This is a genomic window from Halalkalibacter alkalisediminis (genome assembly GCF_028610705.1).
In the GTDB taxonomy this organism is placed as follows: Bacteria; Bacillota; Bacilli; order Bacillales; family Bacillaceae_D; genus Halalkalibacter; species Halalkalibacter alkalisediminis.
Genome location: NZ_JAQQWT010000008.1, coordinates 91,278 through 114,886 on the forward strand (window position 1 = coordinate 91,278; position 23,609 = coordinate 114,886).

The window sequence follows — 23,609 nt, forward strand, 5'->3', positions numbered from 1 at the left end:
ATCATTATAAAGACACAGTGTTGTTTTATTCAACAAACAGTTTCAAAGCATACGTTTTATGCCCAACAGATTACGTCATTATGTTGGATTACGTTAATAAATATAGAAAAAGGTGATACACATTGACTTCTAAATTAGATAGACGTAAGAAATATACCCGCATGGTTCTAAAGGACAGCCTCATGAAACTATTAAAAAAAAAGCACATTTCCAAGATCACGGTAAAGGAAATCTGCGAACTGGCCGATATCAACCGTTCCACTTTTTATTCCCACTACTCGGATCAGTTTGAGTTTCTAAATAAAATTGAAGAAGAAATTATAGAGGATATGAACCTGACACTAAGTACATACAATTTTACGAAGGAAGAAGAAGCATTGCAGATGACGGAGAAAATATTAGAGTATATCGCAGCAAACAGAGAGATCTTTCAAACTCTCTTAAGTGAACATAGTGATACAAGCTTTCAAAAAAGGGCCATGGAGATCACTCATCAATTCACCATGAAAAACTGGATGGCTATCAACATCCTCGACCCAAAAATTTCAGAGTACATCAGTATGTTTGTCGTTAGTGGAAGCATTCATGTGATTAAAAGTTGGTTGGATAACGGAATGGATAAAACCCCTCAGGAACTGGCTGAAATAATCAATAATTTAACGAATAAAGGACTTTCTTCTTTATTCAGGTTATAATGAACATTCAATCTATCATTTATAAGCTTTTCATAAAAAAGGTGCCTGATCCCAGGCACCCTATCTTAAAATCTCACGAATATCCTCTTCCGTTAACGCTACTGATGCTTGTTCTTCTGAATCCACAATCTCTGCAATGAGATCTCTCTTTTTATCTTGGAGCTCATTCATTTTTTCTTCAATGGTGCCACGGGCCACTAGCTTGATCACGTTCACACTTTTTTTCTGTCCCATTCTGTGAGCTCGGTCTGCCGCTTGTTCCTCGACCGCCGGGTTCCACCAGAGATCATATAAGATGACCGTATCTGCACCTGTTAAATTCAGCCCTGTTCCTCCTGCTTTTAAGGAAATAAGAAACAACTCTCTCTCACCCTCATTAAATCGATTGCAGAGATCCAATCGTTCCTCTGAAGGAGTTTGTCCATCCAGATAGAAATAGGTTTGACCTCGCATTGTGAGCTCTCTCCCTATTAGCTCAAGCATTTTCGTGAATTGGGAGAATATCAGCACTCTTCTGCCAGAAAGTTTGGATTCCTCAACGATTTGTAGAAGCTGCTCAAACTTTGCTGAGCTTCCCTTATAACCGTCTACAAACAGAGCTGGGTGACAACAAATTTGTCGCAACCTGGTCAATCCTGCTAATATTTTTATCCGATTTTTTCGCAAGGTCTCCTTATCCAGATGCTTTAATGTCTCGTGTCTTAACTTTGCTAAATAGGCCATATAGAGCTTCTTTTGTTCAGGTAGCAACTCTGCTGATACAAGTGATTCCACTTTCTCAGGCAATTCAAAAAGCACATCCTCTTTGATTCTACGAAGTAAAAATGGGCGAACCCTAAGAGCAATTTTCTTTCTTGATAGCTGACTGTATTCCTTTAATCCTTGGAAAAGCTGCGGAAAGACTATATGGTAAATCGACCAAAGTTCTTCAAGTGAATTTTCCACCGGTGTTCCTGTAAGCCCAAAACGATGTTCTGCCTTGATCCTTTTAACGGCACGAGCGGTTTGGGTCACTGGGTTTTTAAACGCCTGAGCCTCATCAAAGAAAACCGTATGAAACGTTTGCTTCTCATACCATTTACTATCACGACGAAGTAAAGGATAGGACGTAATTATTACATCTAATTCTTTCGTATCTTTTAGTATTCGTTCTCTATCCAATTTATGTCCATCTATCACGACCGCTTGAAGTTCCGGAGCAAATTTCATGATTTCATGTAACCAGTTATACGTTAAGGAGGATGGGCAAACAATAAGGACCGGTTCCCTTCTTTCTCGAATACGCGAAAGCTCAGAAACAATGAATGTAATGCTTTGTAACGTTTTACCTAGCCCCATATCATCGGCTAAAATGCCACCAAACCCATAACTTGCCAGTGTCTTCATCCATTGATATCCACGCTTTTGATAGTCCCGTAATACAAGATCTAGGTCTTGTGGCACCTCAAATTCCAGATTTCCCGGGTTCAGTAGCTGATCAAGGAATTGACGAATCGATTCCTCTGCCTGAAAGACTTGGCTATCATCAATAGAATCAAGAAATTTTAGCCCTTGAATCATAGGCATATTGAGACTAGCTTCAAAGTCTTGATCCTGAAGAGGAACAGCATTCAAAAAACGATGAATTTCTTCCATCTCCTTCGTCTCAAGAGACAGGAGTGACCCGTTTGGAAAACGGTAATATTTTCGCTTCTCTTCTAGTGCCGCTAAAATTTCCTTCACCTCTTTGTCGGCAATCCCATCCATTTCAAATTTAAATACCAGCCAATTCGTTCTTTCTTTTTCATTGATCTTAACTCTAATTCTTGGATGGGCATTCTTTTTCAAGAGTCTATTTCGGACAGCTGTTGTTGCATAGATTTGGGTGATTGGCTGAAGCTTAGGAACGACATGGTATAAAAAGTCGTACTCAAGTGCTTCATTTTGCATAAAATAACCGCCATCTGTTTTTGAAATCCCACTTTCCTCCATGAGTTGAAGGATTTCCTCTTCTCTTTCCAAATCCCTTATAATCAAGGGTCCTTTTGGAATGTCTCGGCTTTCCAATGGTTGAATAATGACATTTTCATATTGAAACTCTATTCCTACGAGCAGTCGGTTTCTCAAACGATCCAAGTATAACTTGGCAATAAGTGGGCTTTTCAACATCTCCTGAGATAATGATTTCGATAGTTTGACCTCACCCATTTTTTTCAGACCTGGTACGATTTTTTTTAGAAAAAAATCGATTTGTTCATGTGGAATTGGAATGTGGTTCTTACTCGGAGCGGCTAACATTTGTTTTAACTCGTATAATCGTTCACAATCCTGTCCTTCTAGCTGAAACACTTTCCCGTCACACAGCACAGCACGATAGAAGGGTAAAACGACCATTCGTTCAAAGCCTTTGATCGTCAATTGATAATCAGCGCCCTCGGTTTCTTCGAATGTAAACTGTATAGGAGGTGTTCCCTCTACCAGTTGGAATCTCTCAAAAGAATGACCATCATGTCTTAGCGAAACGAATGGGGCTTTTGTAAGTATTGGGACAAGATCCTCCCAAGACGAGGGTGGAATTAATAATGTCTGATTCGTAACGTTATCGCCAGAAGCGTAAGGCATCGCTTCTAGAAAGGCCACTTCATCATGAATAACCCGAATAAGTTGTTGAATAACCGCATCTGTTTCAACTGAAAAGCAATGAATGCTTGGGTCATAGGTAACGGTAGGTGATATTGCACTACGTTTCCCTTGTTTTACATCTTGTAGAAAATCTCGTATGTTTTGTACTTTTGTACTATCAATCTTAACTTCCATTCCCAGCAAGTACTGATCCTTTCCGAGCGGGACTGGTTTACTGGTAAACCTGACAGGAAGAACTGCTCTTTTTTCAAAATAAAGTTGTTGTCCACTTATTCGTGTCGGTCTGTCTTTAAAGAGAGACATGAAGTCTTCTGTTAGCTCACCATAATTAGATGGTTCAACTTGTACACTAGAAGGTGACGTCTCTTGTCGTTGTAATCCATAAATGGTTAATAAAACGGCCGCAATATGTTGGCACTTTTTTTGAAAATTAGCTAAAGTAGGACAGCTGCATATCATCTGAATGTCCCCTGTTTGCCCTCTTGCAATGATGACATGAAAGTCAACATTGCCACTAACGGTGGCTTCACAGAAATCCGGGCTATACTGATTAAATGTCACTTTATTAGAGCGATAAAAAGAGTCCCCTCTTTTAAAGGAGACAGTACCGCAAATGTCTTTAATCATCTTGTGATTTATTTTTATCTCCATGCACTTCCGCTCTTTCCTTTTTGTTTAACGAGACCAAGCTCTTCGTATTTATCCTCTATTAAAGTCATTTGGTTACTGCTTTATTAAACCCTAACACAAATTATATGAACACAAAAGGTTTCTAAGTCACGAAAATGATACTAGCATCACGGCTTCCTTGCGCTTAAAAAATAAAGGGAGTCTTTCTCCAGGTTGTCATTTGTGGCAACCAACTAATTCAAGTTTTTGGCTGGCACCTTTTCACGTCTTGTAAGCCTTATATGACTTGCGATTCAAATTGAAATCATTCAGATCATTCATGAAAAAAAGTACCTGATTCACTCTAAAAGAATGAACAAGTACCTGTCATATTTATTCTTTTACTTTTGAAATGGTCATCCCATCACCGATCGGGAGAAGCACAGACTCTAATTGAGGATGATTCGCTACAGTTTCATTAAATTTCTTCATTATTTCCGTGTACCGTTTTGGTTTAACACCCGTGTCTGCCACACTGCCACCTGCAAGTACGTTATCAGTCACGATTAAAGCGCCAGGTTCCGCCAGTCTAATACAATAATTTAAGTAATGTTCATAATTTACTTTGTCAGCATCGATAAAGAGTAAATCGAATCGCTTTTGATCTTTCATTAGTTGTTCAAGGCTGTGCAACGCTTCTCCAGTCATATAGGATACTTGATCGCCAAAGCCAGCTTTAGATAGATGGCTCTGTGCCAGTTTTGCGTATTTTTCTTCTAATTCTAGGGAAGTTAATCTCCCTTCTTGACCAAATCCTCTTGCAAGGCAAATCCCACTAAAACCTCCAAGAGCCCCTATTTCCAAGACATTTTTAGCTCCTGAAATCGAGACAAGCATAGTGAGAAGCTTTCCAGAGGAAGGAGATACCGAAATCGACGGCATCCCGTTTTCTTTGATGGAACAAAGGACTTCTTCCAATAAATCGTCCTGTTTACCAAACCATAAATCGATATAGCTGTTAATTTGTTTCATTCTCTTCACTTCCTCTCTCTTCATGATCTAAAGTTTCTTTGCTTTCAACCTCAGAAGGTTCGGTTTCTTCATTTTTCTTATTGGTTGTTTCTATTTCGGTTTCATGGATCTCAAATAGTTGAACAAATTCGTTAATGACCATATCAATCGCCTTTAATTCACCAACTAAAATTTGCTGGATAGATTGAAACTCTGCTTGCTCTAACTGTTGCTTTATCGTTGAACGTTTGAGATTCATCATTTCTAAAAAAGCAATAGCTCTGCCTCGGCGAAAGGTTTTAGGACCACGATGTTGTGAAAAATCACCTCTTCCTTTGTGACGTTCACCGCGATGATGTCCCTCTTTCTTAAAATCGTTAAAGTCGTTTCTCAATACAAACCCTCCTTGTATACATATGTATACATTCTGTTATAAAGGTAATTGTATACATTTGTATGCACATTGTCAATTTTTATTTATTAAATAACCAAGTTAAAGTAATCTGTTTTTTAAAGTGTCCCTACTTTGTTGTAGGAACATTACCAATCTAAGATCGGTGCTGTCCTATTCGGAGCACAACCTATTTTTCGCACAATATATGATGCTTTTTGTGTTCATTTTTATCTTTTCTCACAAAAAACAAACTACTGATTTTCAATTGCCGCAGCACCTTTGTATTAGGATGACGATCCTTATGAGAGAAGGGTTATGAGAAGAATGAAGATGGAAAGTTTGAAAAAGATGCCTGCCCCCTGTTTCTTTAGGATCCTTCTACACACAAAAAAAGACGCTCTCCCCTTAATGATTGCGCCTATGTTTACCGTTATACTTTTATCTATCTTGTTGATAAACAACCTCTAGTATCCCCTTTGGTGAATCCACAAAGTAATCTGGCTTTTGTGACTGTACAAGCTCTTTAGCATCATAGCCCCAACTCACCCATATGATCTTGACTCCTGCTGTTTTACAGGCAAAAATGTCCCTTTGTTCATCCCCCACATACATAACTTCCGATTTTCTTAAATGTTGTTCCTTAAGAAATCTCCGGATTAATTGATCTTTGCCGAAAATGAATTTCGAACTCATGATCTGTGATATATTTCTTACGTTATTTCGCCGCAATACCTCTTTGATCACATCCTCAGAATTAGAGGAAATAATCGCAATGTTGTAACCTTTCCTCTCTAACGTATCCAGCACTTCTTTCATTCCAGGATACAACTTGATTTCTTTTGCATATTTTCGATAGAAACGGTAGAAATCTGAAATGATGAGTGGCGTTTTAAAGATTGGGAAGTTCAACCGCTTGATTCGCTCAAGGATTGGTAGTTTTCTAAGTGTATTCCATTCTGCACGGTTAATCTTCTCATACTTGTGTTTGTCCGCCAAACTGTTCCATGCAGAGATGAAAACATGTCTGGAGTCGGCAAGCGTTCCGTCAAAATCGAAAATAATATATTTAAGCATTTGTTGTGACCTCGTCTCTTTAGCCAGTATGGTTCATACATTAGATATAGATGATCCACCGTTCTCAATAAGCAGTAAAAATTTGTGTTTCTATTCGTGAACGGTCGCAATGCAGGCATTTGATTCCGTTCTACCCACCTTATAGCCTCTTATAACTTATATATGATATTACTTCTAGCCCTAATATGTACTCATTTAAGGTGGAAACAAGCGGATACTGTGATAAATACTAAAGTAGTTAATGCCCTATTAAATAAGAGATTCAATTATGTTTGAATTTTGTTCTGAATAACCTTTTTCCTCTTGTAAAAACTAACGTAATACTAGTTCAACTGGTTTAAACTACAACAAGGAGGGGCACAAATGGTTTCGTTAAACGATATTGTAACAGCCCACGAAAAAATGATGGGCATTGTACATAAAACTCCGTTAGACTACTCACTTACCTTTAGCGAATATTCAGATAACGATATTTATTTAAAGCTTGAGAATTTGCAAAAGACAGGTTCTTTTAAAGTACGTGGCTCCTACAATAAAATGATTTCATTGAGAAAAGAAGAATTGAAAAATGGGGTCGTTGCTGCTTCTGCAGGAAATCATGCACAGGGTGTTGCTTATGCCAGTACGATGCTAGGCATCCCTTCTACCATTATCATGCCAGCAGGTGCCCCGTTAAGTAAAGTACAAGCAACTAAAGAATATGGTGCCAACGTTGAGTTGCAAGGAGCCGTATTCGATGAAGCCCTTGCCTATGCTCTAGAGCTAAAGGATCAAAGTGGCGCTGCATTTGTTCATGCCTTTGATGATGAGGCCATCATCGCTGGACAAGGAACGGTTGGACTCGAAATTATGGAACAGATTTCCGAGGTCGATGCCATTGTCTGCCCGGTTGGAGGTGGTGGATTAATCGCCGGACTCGCGGCAGCAGTGAAAGAAAAAAATCCATCCGTCCAAGTATATGGAGTGGAAGCAGTGGCTTGTCCGAGTATGGCCCAGTCGCTATTGGAAATGGAACCCATTACAGTCGATGCTAGCCCAACAATGGCAGATGGTATTGCGGTTAAAAGGCCAGGGCAACACACCTTTCCTTTAGTTCAACGATACGTAGATGACATGCTCTCCGTTGATGAAACGGAAATTGCCCAAACAATGCTCATGCTACTTGAGAGGAACAAATTACTCGTAGAAGGGTCAGGCGCCGTTTCACTTGCTGCCCTGTTAAATCAAAAGCTTCCTATAAAAAACAAGAAAATTGTGCCTGTTATAAGTGGAGGAAACGTAGATGTAAGTTTCATTTCTCGAATTATTGAAAGAGGTATGGTAGAGGCCGGACGTTTTATGCGGTTCAATACCATTCTCAAAGACAAGCCAGGAAACCTTGAAAAGGTTTTACATATTGTGACGGAACATCAAGGAAACATATTGGATATTTCCTTTAGCCATATGGGGGATAAAATTTATCCGAGCTATGCACAATTATCCATTTCTGTTGAAACTAGAGATCGACACCATATCGAAGAAATCTTTAAAGCGTTGCAGAAAAAAGGGTACACAACGGAATTGATCTAAAATGAAAAAAAGTTCCAGACCGCCAGTACTAGCAAGCACTGGCGGTCTGGAACTCGTATAAGGCTCAGATTACTAGCTTTTTAAAAGCAAAGTAAAAGAATCCTCCATTTAATATCGTCAACAAAGCAAGACCGATAAATACATTGCTATAGATGATCCCAGAACCTTGGGCAACAGAAAACACATTAAAGGCCATGCTGCTTTGATTATCTAACATTTTCCCAATTATGGCACTCCCAAAGGCACCAGACATTAAATTAAATAAATTATAGATCCCTATCCCAACTCCTATTTCATTGCTAGGCAGAGCTATTGAGATTAAACTTGCCGTCCCCGTCTGAATAAAGGGAAAAGCAATATAACTTATAATGATGACAATACTGATCACCCAAGCACTACTTCCCGTAAAAGTCGATAACAGGAAGAATCCTAGCGTCATGAGCACAAAGGCAATATAGACGACTTGCTTACTTCCCCTATTAACCGTTAACACCCCTGCCCACTTACCGACATACGCTGCTGCCATGGCACCTGGAAAGAGAGTTAATCCTATAAATAGGGTATTTAATCCATTGACCTCACTTAGCATGAGAGGCATCATAAACATCATGCCAAACATCGTCATGATTCCAAAAAAACCGGCCATAATGGTTATTCGATAAGGCGCGTTTTTAAACAAGTCAGGATGAATAAACGGATTATCACTATGGAAGATTCTCCAAGCAAACAAACTAAAGAAACAGATACTAATAACGATGTACCACCAAACAAAAGCCGTAATAAAAAGAATAAGAGTAGCTACCGCAATGGCGATAAGGAACGCACCAAGGATATCCACTTTGCCTTCTTTCTTTTTTTCTTCAGGCATCCAAATACGAAAAAATGGAATCGTAAAAATAATGAGTGCAGATATTAAAAATAAAAACTGCCAATTCAGTGCACCCGCAACAAAACCGCCGATCACCGGTCCAATCCCTGAGGCAAAGGCCATCGTACTTGAGACAATCCCGAGTACTCTCCCTCTTTCTTCCGGAAAATACCTAGTTGGCACAATAAAAGCAAGTGCAACGATAGAAGCTGCCCCCGCTGCCTGAATCATCCGTGCAAGGATAACAATCAAATAAGTTGGTGCAAAAAAGCCTAAAAGCGAACCTGCCACAAAGAAGCTAATCCCAACTGTTAATAAGATTTTCAATGGATATATATCGGCTAGTTTCCCATACATCAATGCCCCGACTGCATAAAGAATGATATACCCTGTTACAACCCAGCTTACTTGTGAGGGCGAAAGGGAAAAGGAATTTGCAATATCAGGTATGGCAATCATGAACATGGTTCCATTCATCGCAGAAAATAATAAGACAGAACACATCAAGAAGATGATCTTCTTTTTTTCTGATTCATTTAGATTGTATTCCGCACTTTGTTGCCCAGTACTAGTCATCACTTCCTCAGATCCTTTTTCTATAATTTGTAAACTACTTATTACCATAAACGGAACAACTGAAAAAATCCAGTAAAGTGCTTGGGAAAAACCTATCATCGACAGGTGCTAAGTACCTGTCGATGATAGAACAGTGTATTCACTCAACTCTCTCAACTTCCGACGCCCACTTCTCCCGCCATTGCACCCGTTCTTCCTCTTCTATTTGCTTTTCAAGCGTATCATCCCAGCGTTCGAGCCACGTATTCCAGACGCGCGCGTAAAACATGTCCTGTTCTTTGTTGTACATTTTAAATTCTAGACATGGAGCATGTTCGACCATCCGTTGATCAAAGCTCAATATGTCAGCCACTACCGTTTGAAAGCCGTTTTCCTCCAGCCCATTTTCTCTCTCGGAAAGAACCTGCAAAATTCGATCCGCATTGATCAGATCCCGATCATTCGCATACCGATAAAGCGTCAATTCTTCGTCTGTTTCAGGCATTGATTCGGTCATCTCCGGCCAAAATTCATCATGATCTGCATTGTAAAGAAGCTCGGTCCACTCTTCTTCTATTTCTTCTTCAATGATGCCCGTCTTCAGCTGCTCATGCCCTTTCGTAGTGAGCTTATAGATACCTTTTTCCGGCTGAATTAAGCCTGTTCGCTGCATTTTTCCAATTAAATCAGCGATGAACAGCTCCTCTACTAACAGCATTTCAGACAAATTGGCTGCCCGGCGGATATCCGCTTCCTCAAACGCAAGCAGCATCATTTTCATGAGAATGTCCATTTTCGAGCGCTTCACCCGCTTAAATTCCACATCAAATGTCACGACCGGCAAATGCCACATTGCCGACTCTTTGATTTCGACAGCTGGATTTTCAAGCAGGGTTGCGCGTAAACGTTTCATCCATTTATCCATGCTGAATCACCTCTTCAAGCATTCGAAGTCCATCTTGTTTTTTTGCCGCTTCTAATACGTGCGTGTACATCTTTCTTGTGTCTCTTTGTTTCGTTCGCTCGGTAAACATCTTTGTACTTCCAATTAAAACGAGAAGTTCCCTTGCCCTCGATAGAGCGACATTTAACCTTCGATAGTCTTTTGCGAAACCGATATCATCCTTTGGATGATCGTGATTTCGTACCATGCTTACTAAAATGACATCCATTTCCATCCCTTGAAAGCGGTCCACTGTTCCCGTTCGAATCGTCAAGTGGTTCAAGCGAAGCTCCTGCTGAATCAAGCGGTCGATCCTTTTGACTTGTTCCCCGTAAAAACTGATGACTCCGATGCTTTTTTTCTCATCTTTTTTCATTCTTCCAGCTTGCTTCGCCTGTGCCGCTGCTTCATCCAATTCCTTCAGCAAGGCACCGATCTTCTCCAATTCAGCCGGGTTATACAGGCTTTTTCCACCTTTCATTCTTTCTTCAAAAAAGGCAGACTCATTCGGCATATCCAGCCATAAAAGATGATTGTTCCGCTTAATGAGTGGTGATTCCAATAAGTGATCCCGGTCCGAATCAGAATCGGTCAAGCCACATTGAAGGCGTTCGTTTTCCTGCTCATAAAACGGCGTGATGGTTTCCATAATGTTTTCATGCATTCGATACTGGATGGCGAGCATCGTTTTATTGCTTTTCGGCAAGTTTTTGAACAACCTCTCAAAGAGCGATTCTTTTAAAAGCTTATTTAATTCTGCTTTTCCTTCAAAGTCGTCACTTCCGTCCGCCATTTCCTGTAGCGTCTCTTCTAGCGTATCATTTCCTAAAAGAGGAGGAAGCTGATGATGATCGCCGACTAAAATGATCTTTTTCCCTTTTAGCATCGGTAAAAGCAGCTCAGGTGGGGTTGCTTTTGATACTTCATCAATGATTACGACATCAAACTCGGGATAACTGTCGATAAAATCTTTTCGTGCCGATGCCACACATGTTGTCCCAATGACGTTGGCATGCTTCACATAAAGCTTGCGTATTTCATCCAAATCGTGGTCACTTGCTTCTTCTAGTAAAGAAATCCATTTCCCTTGGATGGACTGAAATAGCGGAAGTCTCTGCTTTTCCTGTTTTAAGGACTCCCGTTTCAAAGAAAGACTTGCCAATTGCGTTAATACCTTTTCATGCTCTCGTTCTGGTTCTGTAGCCAAAATGCCATTTAAAGGAATTTGTTCTTCTTCCTTTTGGTCGAGCTCATCATGCAACTGGTCAAGGCGAGCTTCAATTTGAGCAAGTGTCTGTAACACTTCCTGAAGTTGATTGATTTTTCTTGTGCGTTTCTGGCTATTTTCTTCAACCCGCTTCTTCACTTGCTCATACAGCTCTTTCTTCTTCTGCAGTTCAAGCGCTTTTGCTTCTTTTTGAGAAAGCATTTCTTTTGCATTCGGAATCAATTCCGCTGTCGCCATCATTTCCTTATGCTTGTTTTGAAGAATATGAAGTTCAGTTCTCGCCTCGCCCAACGTCCTCACCCACCTTTGATGCAACAACTTGTGATCACGTTGCTGAGGCAAAAGCCCCTCTAACAGTTCCTGCTTCAGCGACTGAAAGGCTTCTTGCGCCAGTTGTTTATAAGTGTTAAACGGCTTGAACCGTTCCTCTTTTTGCCGGATAAAGTGTCTCCTTGCGTATAATCCTTCAAGAGAGGACATAAGCATTTGCGGGTAGATCGTTGAATTCCCTTTTAATCTGCTTCTCAGTTCTTCTAAGAATTGATCAATCTCCACGGCGGTAAAGCCAACGGCCGCCTTCATCGCACGCTGCTGTACCTGGCCAGTCGATATTCTCTGCTCCAAAAGTCGTTCAATATAGGAAATCGCGTTGTTTAGTTTGTCGTGATATTCTTTTAATTTTTTTAGCTGGTTTATTTCGCCGCGAATGTTCTCCAGTTTTTCGAGCAATTGCTGAACCGTTAGTGAGCGTTTCATGTTTTGTTCTAGCATGATCCATCTTAAGCCATCAATTTGTTTGACCGTTGTTACTTTTTCGGTCAAAGCTTCTATTTGCTTCGCTGCCTCTTCCCACTTTTCACATTCAGTCGAGACTTCCCCGATGGATTGTTTCTTCTCAGTAATCTCACTTTCAAGCTCTTGAATGGCGATGCTATTTTGCAACCTCTCAATCAACTGCTCATTAGCTTCCCACTCTTTTTGAATTTCGCCAGTGTCCGGCTCGTCACGAAGAAAGGTTTCGTCTTTTTCCATGGAGGCATTCAATAAAGATAGAGAGTGCCTAATCTCCTGTTCATGCTCTTGTACCGCTTGTTGTTCCTGTTCGGCTACATGCACGTTCTTTTTTTGCTTATCGATGATTGACTGAATTTCCTTAAACTGTTTTTCCGCTTCCTGTTTGGCTTTTAGTTCAGCTTCCACACGGATAAACACCGACTGCAGCTCCTTTTGTTTCTGTTCATTCGTAGCCCAGTCAGCTTCGATCTCGTCTTCTCGTTTTTTTCGTGCTTCAAATTGAGTGGAGACTTCTTGTAATGTATGGTCTTTCCAATACTTCCCTACATTTTCTTCAATGAACTTCTTGCCTTCTTCTTCAATGCTTTCTGTACGCCCGACGCGAAGAATACGAATGTCTTTATTCGCAAGCAACCGTCCAAGGGCGTTGTCGACGGCCAAATTCGACTGCGAAGCGACCAATGTGCGCAGTCCCGCCTTCGCATTTTGCAGGCAAATTTCAGAAATAACCGTTGTTTTTCCGGTTCCAGGCGGCCCTTGAATGACGTATAAGTCTTCCGCAGACATCGCCCCTGTAACGGCTTCCCGCTGAAACTCGTTCAATCGATTATGAAACTTTAGCGCGACTTGCTTTTTCGGCACTCGGACCGGTGGCTTGTTTTCAAACAAAAGGCGTTCAAGATCCGGATTCACAGCCAGGCCGTTTTCTAAATGCTTAAACCCTTGCCGCAGTCTTTTCACCTGGCTTAATGTCGCAAAGTTGCTGAAGACGACTTCTTTAGGATTCACGTCAAGCCGCTGCTGTCTAGCTCGTTCCTCCATATACCCGTGCAGCTCCACTTCAACCGTACGAGCCGAACGATTCGCTTTCAACACTTTCCCAATATCCTGGTCCATCCCTTTGAGTTTGACGCTCAAATCTTTGAGTGACTTCCATTCCTTATCACCGAGCTCCAAGCCCGTAATCGTCACGCGGCTAAAATCACCATTGAACACAAGACGCAAGTAGCGCGACGTCATGTCCGGAATATCCGCAGACCGCTCCTGGATTTTCAAATAGCCTTCCCAGCTCGCAATCCGCTTTTTCACATACATCGAACTTTCCTGCGCAACCGGCATTTCATGAACCAAGTTCAACAAATCAAGCGAGATCCGCTCCCCACGCTGTACGTTCAAATCAATCTTGAGATCGACCGGTCGACGCCAATTGGTCTGCACCGGAGTATGCAACGCTCTTGTCGTCACATTCGTCGCAATGAACCGATCCTGCTCGACCACACAATGCAGAACGACTACAAACTCATTGTATTTATCGGCCATCCGCCCATTCGTCTCATGGTCAAAGAACAATGCGACCGACATAAGGCGATCGGCCGCTGGCGGATACTTTTCTATATAAACGTGAAACGATTTCTGCAACGAAAAAAACGAGCGCTCATCAAGCCTGAGCTCCCGCATCTTGTCCTTCGCCTTACTTGTCAAAGTTACCGGACAACGATATGGCGTAATTTGTCTCTTTATCATATGTCCACCTGCTTTTGTCAGCAACAAATAGTATTTAAAATGGTTATTACCTACATGAATTATAGCATAGTGTGAACTCAACCTTTTAGCAAGATAGACTTTTTTTGTGTAATGGAAGACTTACAAGATAGTCCGGTACTTGTATGTGTGTTATATTTTTCTAATTTATGGAAGTAGACCTTTCTTATGATTAGTCTAATGATGATTACCGTTTTTTGTTATATAAAAAGTATCACCTCAATCAGACTTATTATAAACATATGACAAAAAGCCATACCACTTACACACCTAGTATGGCTTTGAACAATAGATAGTTTGTTTTACTACTTCAGAATTCCGCCAGTAGCTTATAAATCATACTTCCTAATTAAGTAAGTCGGCGTACAACTCCACGCATGACAATAACTATTAATCAAATAACTTCCATACGGTGAGTAAGCTTTATCATTAGGGTTATACAGCTCCCAGAATGTATCTGCTCCATCCTTAATCATTCCACCCCAGTATGTTTTCAACATGTCAATGGCCTTCTCTTTTTCTTCAATCAATAACAAAGCTTCGACAAGATGATGATACATATAAGGAGTGTTCATCCCTATTGTTGGATTCTGTTCAAGTAGTCGTTTCATTAGCTTTTTGTTTTCTTTCTGACTTAATACCTGCGCGAGCACCATCCAAACCTGGCTTGCCCAAGACACTTGGCGAGTTTCTCCGCTTACAAAGAACCCCTGTTGCTCATCCCACAAATGTTGAATACTAGAATCGACGACCTCTGTTAATTTCTTTTCTAAAAAACTCTTTTTATTATCAACGAGAATCTCAGCTAACGTAATCGTCCTCTTTAATGCATAAATCAAGATAGCTTGCGACGGGCCCTGTTTATTTAACTCCTCATGCCAATCGATAAAAGACCACCATGTCGGACTGTCTTCTACGATCCCTCTATCATTTAGCTTCTCTAAAGCTAATTCTACTTGGCGGTAAGCTATTGGCCATAATTCTTCTAGTGTTTCTCTATCATTTGTTGCCTGAAAATAATCATAGAGTGTTGTCGTAAAGAATAATGAATAGTCATATAAATACGTATCATCTGGTACCAACGTTGGAGCAATAAATAAATTAGCAGATACTTGCCCTTGGTCATTCGGAACACCAGCAAAGAGATATAAACAACGTTTTACTAGATCATTATTTTTAAATGTCTCATAGTTTGCAAGGGCTTGTAAGCGGAGGTCGCCGAGCCACAATCGTCTGTCTCTTTTAGGTCCGTCTTCAAATACATCCTGCATGCAATCTTCCAATGTTTTAATACTGACGGCATCAATTTGTTGTAGTTCTCTGTCATGATGATGAAGCTCGGTTAATGTACTACTGTCTGCTGATGTTACGGTTTCACAAGTGACCTCGTCAAAAGCAACATTATATTTCACCGATGTATCTAGAATCTCCACTTTTAAATAACGAAAACTATAGCGCCTTGGGAAAGAGACAGTTCCGGGCAGAACATCTACGTGAATGGTTTCTTCCTGGAGCCATGAGCTGCTGATCCATCCATTGTAATCGGAAAAAGGAACAGAGACCTCGACTGGCATTTCTCCAAATGTAAGCCTCATATGTAAAGGGGCATCCGGCGGACTACCAACAGGACGGACCCGCATGGATAAATAACCAACTTGGTGCTTACCAAAATCAACGATGAAGCTTTCTCCTTTTTTAAAATCCTTTTCAACAAGGTTCACAGCTGGTTCAATCTCAACACATTTCCAACCGTGAATGATGTCTTTATCCTCTATCGTTTTTACTAAATGAATGGGTTTCGCCACTTCGGTTTTAAGTGATGGCTTTAACTCCTCCGCTTTTTTAATAAACGCTTCATTTCGAATGATCTTTCTATCCTTTTCTACTTGGATATTCATCCCTACTCACTCCTATTTTATTTATGGCTTTCATTCAGCTGAGCTATATATATGTTTTTTAGAGAAGGCTGTTTTTTCTTTTATCGTTTCATCTTGTCTCTGCTCATTTTTTTCAAATAGAATGATCGAGAAACGCATGATAATAAAAGAGGTCGCACTTCCGCCACATAACACGGCAACAGCTGGGTAGTTTAACGAAATGACATAGAGTCCATATAAAGATAAACCGAGTAAAATTGTCATAACAGGGTGTTTAAAAACTAATAGTAACGCATTTCGAATGATGAATAGATCACTCAAATGATAGTGAACGTATAAAGGAATGATATAAAGAACCATTACTGCAAATATAACGAACACAATGACCATAGGGATATGCAGAAGTTGCCAGTATGGATTAGATAGTTGCTGCAAAATCTGACTATCGATATAGAGAACAGCTCCTATCACAATCAAAATGTATCCTAAGGTGTTTGCCCTTTTAAAATCCGTTTGAAATGCTTTTAGGAAGCTTTTAAAAATAGGAATATCGTATTCTCCCATGATCCATTTTCGTACAATAGCGACCATGGCCGTTGTAGCAGGAAAAAAGCCTACTAAAACCAGACCAAGCAAGGAAAATAGGATCCAAAGAATATTGACATAAACAAATCTAATGACCCAATCTGTCACCACATGAAATTTTCCAACCATCCCCCCAAACCTCATATAAGACCCTCCTCTAATTACTTTCTTTATGTTTTAATCGGTTACTCCCATGTAGATGATACGCACAGAGAGTAACCATTAGCTCCTACCCTTTAACAGCACCACTAGTCATACCTTTCATGACAAGCCTATTTAAGAACAGGTAGAGAATTAATGTAGGAATGACAGCTAATGAAATAGACGCAAAAGTAGGCCCCCATTGACGAGCTCCATATTCACCAGTAAAGCTAATTAATCCTGTTTGAATCGTTCGTAAGCTAGAATCACTTATAAAGGTCATAGCAAAAATTAAATCGTTCCAAGCAAAGAAAAACTGAACAAGCGCAACGGTTACAATCGCATTTTTCAATAAGGGAAACGCTATTTTGAAAAAGAATTGGTAAATGTTCGCTCCATCCATAATGGATGATTCTAATAATTCATTAGGTACTGATTTGAAGTAACCTACAAATAAAAAGATTGTTAAAGGCAACCCGAAAACCGTATAAATAAGCATCAGACCGAAAAGGTTGTTCAGAAGGCCTAAGTTAAAGTACATCGTAAAGAGTGGTAATAAAACGATCTGAACAGGAATCATAATCCCAGCTAAAAAGAGGAGCATGACCTTATCTTTTAATTTCCACTTCATCTTTTCAATAGCAAATGCTGCCATGGAACCTAGCATGATAATAAAAAACAATGCAGGAAACACGGCAATCACACTATTTTTAAAATATATATTCATATTCCCTGACGTCCACGCCGTCACATAATTTTCAAAATGAAAACCTTGTGGCAAAGCAAACATTGGGTTTACAGCAATCTCATTTGGTGTTTTTAATGAGGATAGCAATAGCCATATAATTGGATAGATTAAAATAAGTACAAACAAAAAGATCAGTGTCATTCCGATAACGGAGCCAAATCGGAAACTTTTCTTTGTCTTGTCTTTTGTTGTTTGCTTATTTATTTCTACATTTGTTTGCATCTTTTTCCCCTCCATTCATTAGGCAACGTCCTTACGTGCAAATCTATAAACTAGTAGAGTGACTCCTAGACATAACAACAATAGATACACGGCAATCGTACTTCCGTAACCATATTGACCATATGTGAAGGATGTATCATACATATACATCGATAGCATCGTTGTACTATTCCCTGGTCCTCCACCAGTTAATGCAACGGCTGTTTCAAATACTTTTAACGTACCGTTTAAACTAAAAATAATGGCTGAGATTAAGATCGGACGAATCATCGGAAGAACAATATTGTATACAAGTGTTAGTCCTTTTGCTCCATCAAGCTTTGCTGCTTCTAGGATATCTTCTGGAATGTCAATCAAACCAGCAAATAAAATCACAGCATAAAAACCCATTGATTTCCAAATGTCCATTATGACAAGAACTGCAAAAGCTGTATCTCCTTGTGCCAACCATGGTTGAACCAAGAAGTCTAAACTTAAACCGACCAAAAGGCTATTAATTAACCCTAATTGAGGTGTATATTCAAATAATTTAGAAAACATCTCAGCTACTGCAACAGCTGGAAGAATAACAGGAAAGAACACCAAGGTTCTGACTATAAATGATGCTTTTTTCAAATAAAAAACAAATAATAAAGCTAACGCTAACCCTAAGACAACCTGACCCGTCGTCACTAATGCTGCGTACTTAACACTCAAACCTAAACTATTCATGAAATTCTTATCACTAAAGACATCTAAGTAATTACTTATTCCGACAAATTCAAAACCTCGTATGGGGGATCCCTCAAAAAATGAATACCCAACAGACCAAAAGGTGGGGATTAATAAAACTAAAAAATATAATAACATTGCTGGCCCTATAAAAAGGAAAATTGCTTTTCTATCTTGTAAAACCTTATTCATACTCCCACTCCTTTTCCACAGACTATAAAGAAGAAAGGTCCAAATACTGGACCTTCATTCATCTGTCTTTCTTATTCTAATTCAGCTAAATATTCTTCAGGTGTTAGATCACCATTCACAAGTAACTGAGCATTTATTTCTGCTGCATCTTTCGTTCTAGCATCAAAATAAGCCTCAAACCAAAGCGATGCATTTTGGACTTTGTTTAGTTCTTCTGTTACTAATTGTGTTAACGAGCTAGAATCCTCAGGAGTCTCTTCTACCAATAACCCGCTAATCATTCCATAATCAGAGAGTGCACGATCTGCATAATTGGAATATAGATACTTAGCCCATTCCTTCATTGTATCGTCAAATTTATTTTTAGCGAAAACGGTTACAAGTCCGGCATTCATATTATAATCTTGTGCTGTACCTACTCCACCTTCTACAACTGGTACATTAAAGAAACCAATATTCTCAGCACCACCCATATTATTTCTTGACTCATCATTCAAGTCAGATAAAACCCAACTTCCCATATAAAGCATAGCGGCTTGACCGTTTAGAAACATATCGTTTGCTGTTTGATAATCAATCGCATTAAAACCCTGTCCAAAATAGCCTTTTTGAGCCATGTCTTGAACCATTGTAGTAGCTTCAACAAATCCTTCATCCGAAATAGATAATTCTCCATCATTTACTTTTGCCATTGCTTCTACACCATATAGGCGAGTTGCGTATGCGTTAATATAGCGTGTCAATGGCCATCTTTCTTGACCAGCCACTGCGAATGGTTGAACTCCATTTTCATTAAGTGTCTCACTCACTACTAACAATTCGTCCCAAGTTGTCGGAATGTCTAAACCATTTTCTTCAAAGATTTGCTTGTTAAACCAATAACCTTCAATGTTCAGTTCCATCGGAATCGCATATAAGCCCTTACCGCCGCTTAACTGTTTAAGTAAGTCAACCGCTCCAGGATTGAGTTTATCAAGAATACCCATTTCTTCAAAAGCTGCCTCCATATCAACGACTAGATCAGCATCAATTAATTCTTGAAGTGGTTTTCCTGGTTCATACGTAAACATTTCAGGAAGATCGTTACTTGAAGCAAGCAACTGAATTCTCTGTATTGTATTTGTTTGCTCTACTACTTCTAGATCAATATTAAAATCAAGATTATTTGCTTCTGCAAACTCTTTTGCCATAGGTAATACTACACGAGGTTGACCTTCATTTTCATTTCTCTCAGACATGTACTTAATTGTCTTAGCCTCTCCCTCTGTTTCAACACCTTCACCACTTGATTGTTGTGAACTATTATCATTTGAACATCCCACAACCAAAAGTACGGAAGCGATTACAGTCATCATTAGCACATACCATTTGTTTCTCTTCATGCTGTTTCCCCCTTCATTTTTTTAATAGAATAAGAACTTGTTTTTGTTCTTAATGTAATTGTAAGCGTAAACAAGGTCGTTTTTAAGTGCCTCATTTTTCTGATTGTGTCCGAGTTTTTTTGGTTGGAAGAGCGCACCAGTCATGTAATGTAAATTTTGCATTATTTTACTTCTTTTGAGTACATGCAGAAGTTTTTTAAATAAGTTAGTTGTGTGCAAGAAGAAGTTCCATATAAGAAAAAGAGCCTTGAAACCAAGACCCTGCACTAAAAATCAAATGAGGTGATGATAAGTTTAATTACTAGTGATCAGTTACATAGATCGTAGGTTACCTAAAATCCTTAAAATGGCTTGGAGTCATTCCTGTATGTTTTTTAAAAACTTCCGAAAAGTGTCTGTAAGTTTGATAGCCAACCTGTTCACTTACGGTGGAGACCTTTTGTCCAGAACGGAGCAATGATTTAGCTTGTTCCATACGAAGACGCGTTAAATATTTAATATAAGACTCACCCATTTCTTCTTTAAAAAGATAGCTTAAATACGTAGGATTCATATCTACTTTTTCAGCTACTTGTTGCAGAGTAAGATCTTCACAGAAATGTTCCTTCATATATTCAAGTGCTTGGTTAATGGCGGAGTGCTTTTTCGTTGAACTATGTTTTAGGATCCGATCCATCATCTCTTTCATTTGATCTCTTAACCACTTCACCATTGCATCTTTAGTCTTAACGTTACGTATTTCAATATATGGTTGATAAGATGCTATCCAATTAGATAGTTGCCCTCCGCTAATTTCTTTTACAACCTCAATCCCTAAATAGATCATCTTTAGTATTTCACGTTCTAAAATATCTCGGTCAAATTTTTCCATCTCGATCCACTTTATAAATTGATCGAGGGAGTGCTCGGTTTCTTCCTCATCCCCTTTACGCATAGATGAGAGAATGCCCTTAACCTGTTCAGAAAGATACTCAGGAATCACCATTTCATCTGGAAGATCACCAACATGTATCCATCCTTCCTCCTCAATAAAAGAGCCATATTCTAATGCTTTTAATGCCTCACTATAGCTTTTTGATAGGTTGCTTATCCTTTTATACGTGTGCCCTGCCCCAACTAATCCGTTCGTCTGTTTCATCCAACTTGCTAATTCCCTCTCAAATAGCCCGAACTCTTCACTAAAATGAAAGACTACCAACAAATCTCTGTAACCATTCCAGACTGGTACCATCCTAAATAAATCATTAGTTATTGAGACTTTTTCATCTCCAGAATATGCGATAACTGTAGCAGCCACAACACGATTGACTTCTGGACCAAAATGCTCACACCATTTGCTGTAAGCGCCTTGTCGATTCAATAACAAATCCAACGTCGCTTTTTCCAATAATTCTTGTTGCGTTTTTTCTCTCTCTAACTTCAACGTTGTCATTTCATTTTGCTCATTTACTTTTTTGAGTGTTCTTTGAATCGCTTCTTCAATCATAGGAATGGTGACTGGCTTCTCTAAATAATCTGCTACACCTAATTTAATCGCCTTTTTAACATAAGAAAATTCATTAAACCCACTGAAGACAATACAAATCGTTTCAGGAACTTCCTGCATCACTTCTTGAATTAATTCTAAACCGTCCATTCCAGGCATTCTAATATCAGTAAAAATAATATCGGGTTTAAGTTGTTTAAAAAGCTTCAATGCTGATATCCCATCACTAGCGGTTCCAACTACTTCAATCCCATATTGTGACCAATTAATCATCGTTTTCAGACCCTGTGTCACGATATATTCATCATCGAAAATGACTGCTTTCAACATTTAAGAACCCTCCTTTACTTTAGACAAACGAATTTCTACAACAGTGCCTCTATTTACTTCACTGGAGATCGAGAGAGAACTAGATGGCCCATAATAAAGTGACAAACGCTCTCGGATATTCTGCAGCCCATACCCTTTCTCAGTCACTGCCACATCTTCTATCCCGACACCATCGTCTTCAATTGTGAATACCATTGTCTCAGAATTCAATCTTCCAGTTAACCTGACAGTTCCTTCTCCCACTTTTCTTTCTAATCCATGAGTAATAGCATTTTCAATAATAGGTTGAAGTAATAACTTCAGTATTTCTTTATCCATTAGCTCATCATCAATGTCTTGAATATATTGAAAGCGATTGTTAAATCTTATATTTTGAATCGTCAAGTAATGTTTGATATGCTCCAATTCCCTATAAAGTGGAATCGTTTCTCTTCCATGATTTAAGCTTATTTTAAAGCTTTCTGATAGAGCTACTGCCATCTTGGCAATTTGGTCGTTCTTCTCTATCATCGCCATCCAATAAATAGAATCGAGTGTATTATACAAAAAATGTGGATTGATCTGGGCTTGTAAAACACGTAGCTCAGCTTCTTTTCCCTTTAATTGAGATCGGATCAGCTGCTCATTCAGACTTCTATTTTCTGTTGTGATTTCCTTGAAAGTTCCTCCAATTAATTCGAATTCATCTTCATTCTTAGCAGTAGTCGTTTTACCTGAGCCCGTTGACCAATCCATCATCATTCTTTTTATTTGTTGAATTGGACTCGTTAGTTTACTAGTAAAAATCACTGATAGAATCAAGACGAGTAATGTAATGAGTGAGGCTATTGAAAAAGTAGCCGTTCTAATCTGACGAGAATCCCTTAATAGTTCTTCATTTTTAATGACTGATAAGTATGTCCACTCTGTTGTAGGGTTCGTGTAATGGCTAAGAATATACCCCTTGTCCTCTAGTTCTGTAAAAGTAGACAACAAGTTCTTAGTTGAACGAATATGTTTATCTGGTGGACGCGAATCATATACAGTCCTTACTTCACCATCAGAGGAATCTAGAATAATAATCCCCTCGTTTTCTTTATTTAACATATTTGAGAACATAGATTTTTTTATATTCACGACCAATAGTCCAATGGGTTCGTGACTAAATTGATCTGGGTTTAAGAGTAATTTCACAGAAGAAAATGTGTCCTTCTGATCTTCTAGGACGTTATGATCTATAAAAACTTCTTTCCCTCTTGCTTCAACGCTTTTTTGATACCAAGCTGTTTCTGCAATCAAGGAAGGATTATTTTCAAAGTAGTTTATCTTGTTAGATCGTCCATAACATACAGAACGAAAGTAATTATCTAGCACGCAGACAGAATCAATGTATCTTTGATCAACTAGGTAGCTAGATAATATTCTTTGCAGTTGAATATACGTTTGCCATCCAATCACATTTTGATCATTGTGACTATTTCCGCTTTCTATTATTTCCTGTCTTAGAGCACGGTTTGAAAGGATTAATCTTTGCGTATTAATAATATTACGCAATATGATATCTGAAATTTCACTTGTCGTTTTAAGATGACTTTGATTGCTTTCAATATGATTTTCAACTAAAGCATGGTTTGCTAGATTGTATGAGATCAAGCCCAGCAGCAAAATGGGAAATACAGACAAAATAATTAATGCTGCCAAAATTCTATTTTTAATTTTCTGAATGCGAAAAAGCTGAAAAAAGCCTCGAACAAATTGTTTCATTGCCATCATCCTCTAAGATTGAAAGAACATTCTTTCTTTTTATCTTTTCTATTATAGCTCTTATTCTT

General features: G+C 39.1%; 16 protein-coding genes. 2 read left to right on the forward strand and 14 right to left on the reverse strand.

Annotated elements, in window-relative coordinates:
• Nucleotides 1–182: 182 nt before the first annotated feature.
• A complete protein-coding gene (locus PQ474_RS13745) occupies nt 183–695 on the forward strand; it encodes a TetR/AcrR family transcriptional regulator (protein ID WP_390186851.1) in 513 nt (170 codons plus the stop codon).
• A gap of 60 nt (nt 696–755) precedes the next feature.
• Here PQ474_RS13745 and PQ474_RS13750 read toward each other — a convergent pair whose 3' ends face one another.
• The 4 genes from PQ474_RS13750 to PQ474_RS13765 form a co-directional block, all read right to left on the reverse strand.
• The gene (locus PQ474_RS13750) at nt 756–3,968 is read right to left on the reverse strand and encodes a DEAD/DEAH box helicase (protein WP_273844271.1); all 3,213 of its coding nucleotides are present in this window, start codon (nt 3,966–3,968) and stop codon (nt 756–758) included.
• A 351-nt stretch (nt 3,969–4,319) separates the two neighbouring features.
• Entirely contained in the window at nt 4,320–4,958 is a 639-nt protein-coding gene (locus tag PQ474_RS13755) for an O-methyltransferase (RefSeq protein WP_273844273.1), read from the reverse strand.
• Nucleotides 4,945–5,331 carry a hypothetical protein gene (locus tag PQ474_RS13760; RefSeq protein ID WP_273844275.1) on the reverse strand — a complete coding sequence of 129 codons (387 nt, stop codon included), beginning with the start codon at nt 5,329–5,331 and terminating at the stop codon, nt 4,945–4,947. The genes PQ474_RS13755 and PQ474_RS13760 overlap by 14 nt, the downstream gene beginning before the upstream one ends.
• Nucleotides 5,332–5,769: 438 nt before the next feature.
• Nucleotides 5,770–6,405 (reverse strand): HAD-IA family hydrolase, encoded by a 636-nt coding sequence (locus PQ474_RS13765; RefSeq protein ID WP_273844277.1) that lies wholly within the window; start codon nt 6,403–6,405, stop codon nt 5,770–5,772.
• A 363-nt stretch (nt 6,406–6,768) separates the two neighbouring features.
• Here PQ474_RS13765 and ilvA point away from each other — a divergent pair, with 363 nt between their 5' ends.
• Nucleotides 6,769–7,974, forward strand: coding sequence for a threonine ammonia-lyase (ilvA, locus tag PQ474_RS13770; protein ID WP_273844279.1), 1,206 nt, complete (start codon nt 6,769–6,771; stop codon nt 7,972–7,974).
• A 64-nt stretch (nt 7,975–8,038) separates the two neighbouring features.
• Here the strand turns inward: ilvA and PQ474_RS13775 are convergent, their stop codons facing one another.
• The 10 genes from PQ474_RS13775 to PQ474_RS13820 form a co-directional block, all read right to left on the reverse strand.
• Nucleotides 8,039–9,466: an MFS transporter gene (locus tag PQ474_RS13775; RefSeq protein WP_273844281.1), complete on the reverse strand. Its 1,428-nt coding sequence runs from the start codon at nt 9,464–9,466 to the stop codon at nt 8,039–8,041.
• Between the two features lie 91 nt (nt 9,467–9,557).
• Entirely contained in the window at nt 9,558–10,322 is a 765-nt protein-coding gene (locus PQ474_RS13780; protein ID WP_273844283.1) for a hypothetical protein, read from the reverse strand.
• Complete coding sequence (locus PQ474_RS13785) at nt 10,315–14,106, reverse strand: DEAD/DEAH box helicase (RefSeq protein WP_273844285.1); 3,792 nt, start codon at nt 14,104–14,106, stop codon at nt 10,315–10,317. The genes PQ474_RS13780 and PQ474_RS13785 overlap by 8 nt, the downstream gene beginning before the upstream one ends.
• A 347-nt stretch (nt 14,107–14,453) precedes the next feature.
• On the reverse strand, nt 14,454–16,022 hold the full coding sequence (locus PQ474_RS13790; protein ID WP_273844288.1) for an alpha-L-rhamnosidase-related protein: 1,569 nt from the start codon (nt 16,020–16,022) through the stop codon (nt 14,454–14,456).
• Nucleotides 16,023–16,052: 30 nt separating this feature from the next.
• Nucleotides 16,053–16,730: a YesL family protein gene (locus PQ474_RS13795; RefSeq protein WP_273844290.1), complete on the reverse strand. Its 678-nt coding sequence runs from the start codon at nt 16,728–16,730 to the stop codon at nt 16,053–16,055.
• An 85-nt stretch (nt 16,731–16,815) separates the two neighbouring features.
• The gene (locus tag PQ474_RS13800; RefSeq protein ID WP_273844292.1) at nt 16,816–17,697 is read right to left on the reverse strand and encodes a carbohydrate ABC transporter permease; all 882 of its coding nucleotides are present in this window, start codon (nt 17,695–17,697) and stop codon (nt 16,816–16,818) included.
• Between the two features lie 18 nt (nt 17,698–17,715).
• Nucleotides 17,716–18,600 (reverse strand): carbohydrate ABC transporter permease, encoded by an 885-nt coding sequence (locus PQ474_RS13805; protein WP_273844295.1) that lies wholly within the window; start codon nt 18,598–18,600, stop codon nt 17,716–17,718.
• A gap of 71 nt (nt 18,601–18,671) precedes the next feature.
• Entirely contained in the window at nt 18,672–19,982 is a 1,311-nt protein-coding gene (locus tag PQ474_RS13810; RefSeq protein WP_273844297.1) for an ABC transporter substrate-binding protein, read from the reverse strand.
• 328 nt (nt 19,983–20,310) lie between these two features.
• Nucleotides 20,311–21,798, reverse strand: a complete 1,488-nt coding sequence (locus tag PQ474_RS13815) for a response regulator (RefSeq protein WP_273844299.1) — start codon at nt 21,796–21,798, stop codon at nt 20,311–20,313.
• The gene (locus tag PQ474_RS13820; RefSeq protein ID WP_273844301.1) at nt 21,799–23,541 is read right to left on the reverse strand and encodes a sensor histidine kinase; all 1,743 of its coding nucleotides are present in this window, start codon (nt 23,539–23,541) and stop codon (nt 21,799–21,801) included.
• Nucleotides 23,542–23,609: the final 68 nt, after the last annotated feature.

Coding starts and splice junctions, on each gene's coding strand:
- PQ474_RS13745 (WP_390186851.1), top strand. CDS start 183: ATGAAACTATTAAAAAAAAAGCACATTTCCAAGATCACGGTAAAGGAA.
- PQ474_RS13750 (WP_273844271.1), bottom strand. CDS start 3,968: ATGGAGATAAAAATAAATCACAAGATGATTAAAGACATTTGCGGTACT.
- PQ474_RS13755 (WP_273844273.1), bottom strand. CDS start 4,958: ATGAAACAAATTAACAGCTATATCGATTTATGGTTTGGTAAACAGGAC.
- PQ474_RS13765 (WP_273844277.1), bottom strand. CDS start 6,405: ATGCTTAAATATATTATTTTCGATTTTGACGGAACGCTTGCCGACTCC.
- ilvA (WP_273844279.1), top strand. CDS start 6,769: ATGGTTTCGTTAAACGATATTGTAACAGCCCACGAAAAAATGATGGGC.
- PQ474_RS13775 (WP_273844281.1), bottom strand. CDS start 9,466: ATGGTAATAAGTAGTTTACAAATTATAGAAAAAGGATCTGAGGAAGTG.
- PQ474_RS13780 (WP_273844283.1), bottom strand. CDS start 10,322: ATGGATAAATGGATGAAACGTTTACGCGCAACCCTGCTTGAAAATCCA.
- PQ474_RS13785 (WP_273844285.1), bottom strand. CDS start 14,106: ATGATAAAGAGACAAATTACGCCATATCGTTGTCCGGTAACTTTGACA.
- PQ474_RS13790 (WP_273844288.1), bottom strand. CDS start 16,022: ATGAATATCCAAGTAGAAAAGGATAGAAAGATCATTCGAAATGAAGCG.
- PQ474_RS13795 (WP_273844290.1), bottom strand. CDS start 16,730: ATGAGGTTTGGGGGGATGGTTGGAAAATTTCATGTGGTGACAGATTGG.
- PQ474_RS13800 (WP_273844292.1), bottom strand. CDS start 17,697: ATGCAAACAAATGTAGAAATAAATAAGCAAACAACAAAAGACAAGACA.
- PQ474_RS13805 (WP_273844295.1), bottom strand. CDS start 18,600: ATGAATAAGGTTTTACAAGATAGAAAAGCAATTTTCCTTTTTATAGGG.
- PQ474_RS13810 (WP_273844297.1), bottom strand. CDS start 19,982: ATGAAGAGAAACAAATGGTATGTGCTAATGATGACTGTAATCGCTTCC.
- PQ474_RS13815 (WP_273844299.1), bottom strand. CDS start 21,798: ATGTTGAAAGCAGTCATTTTCGATGATGAATATATCGTGACACAGGGT.
- PQ474_RS13820 (WP_273844301.1), bottom strand. CDS start 23,541: ATGAAACAATTTGTTCGAGGCTTTTTTCAGCTTTTTCGCATTCAGAAA.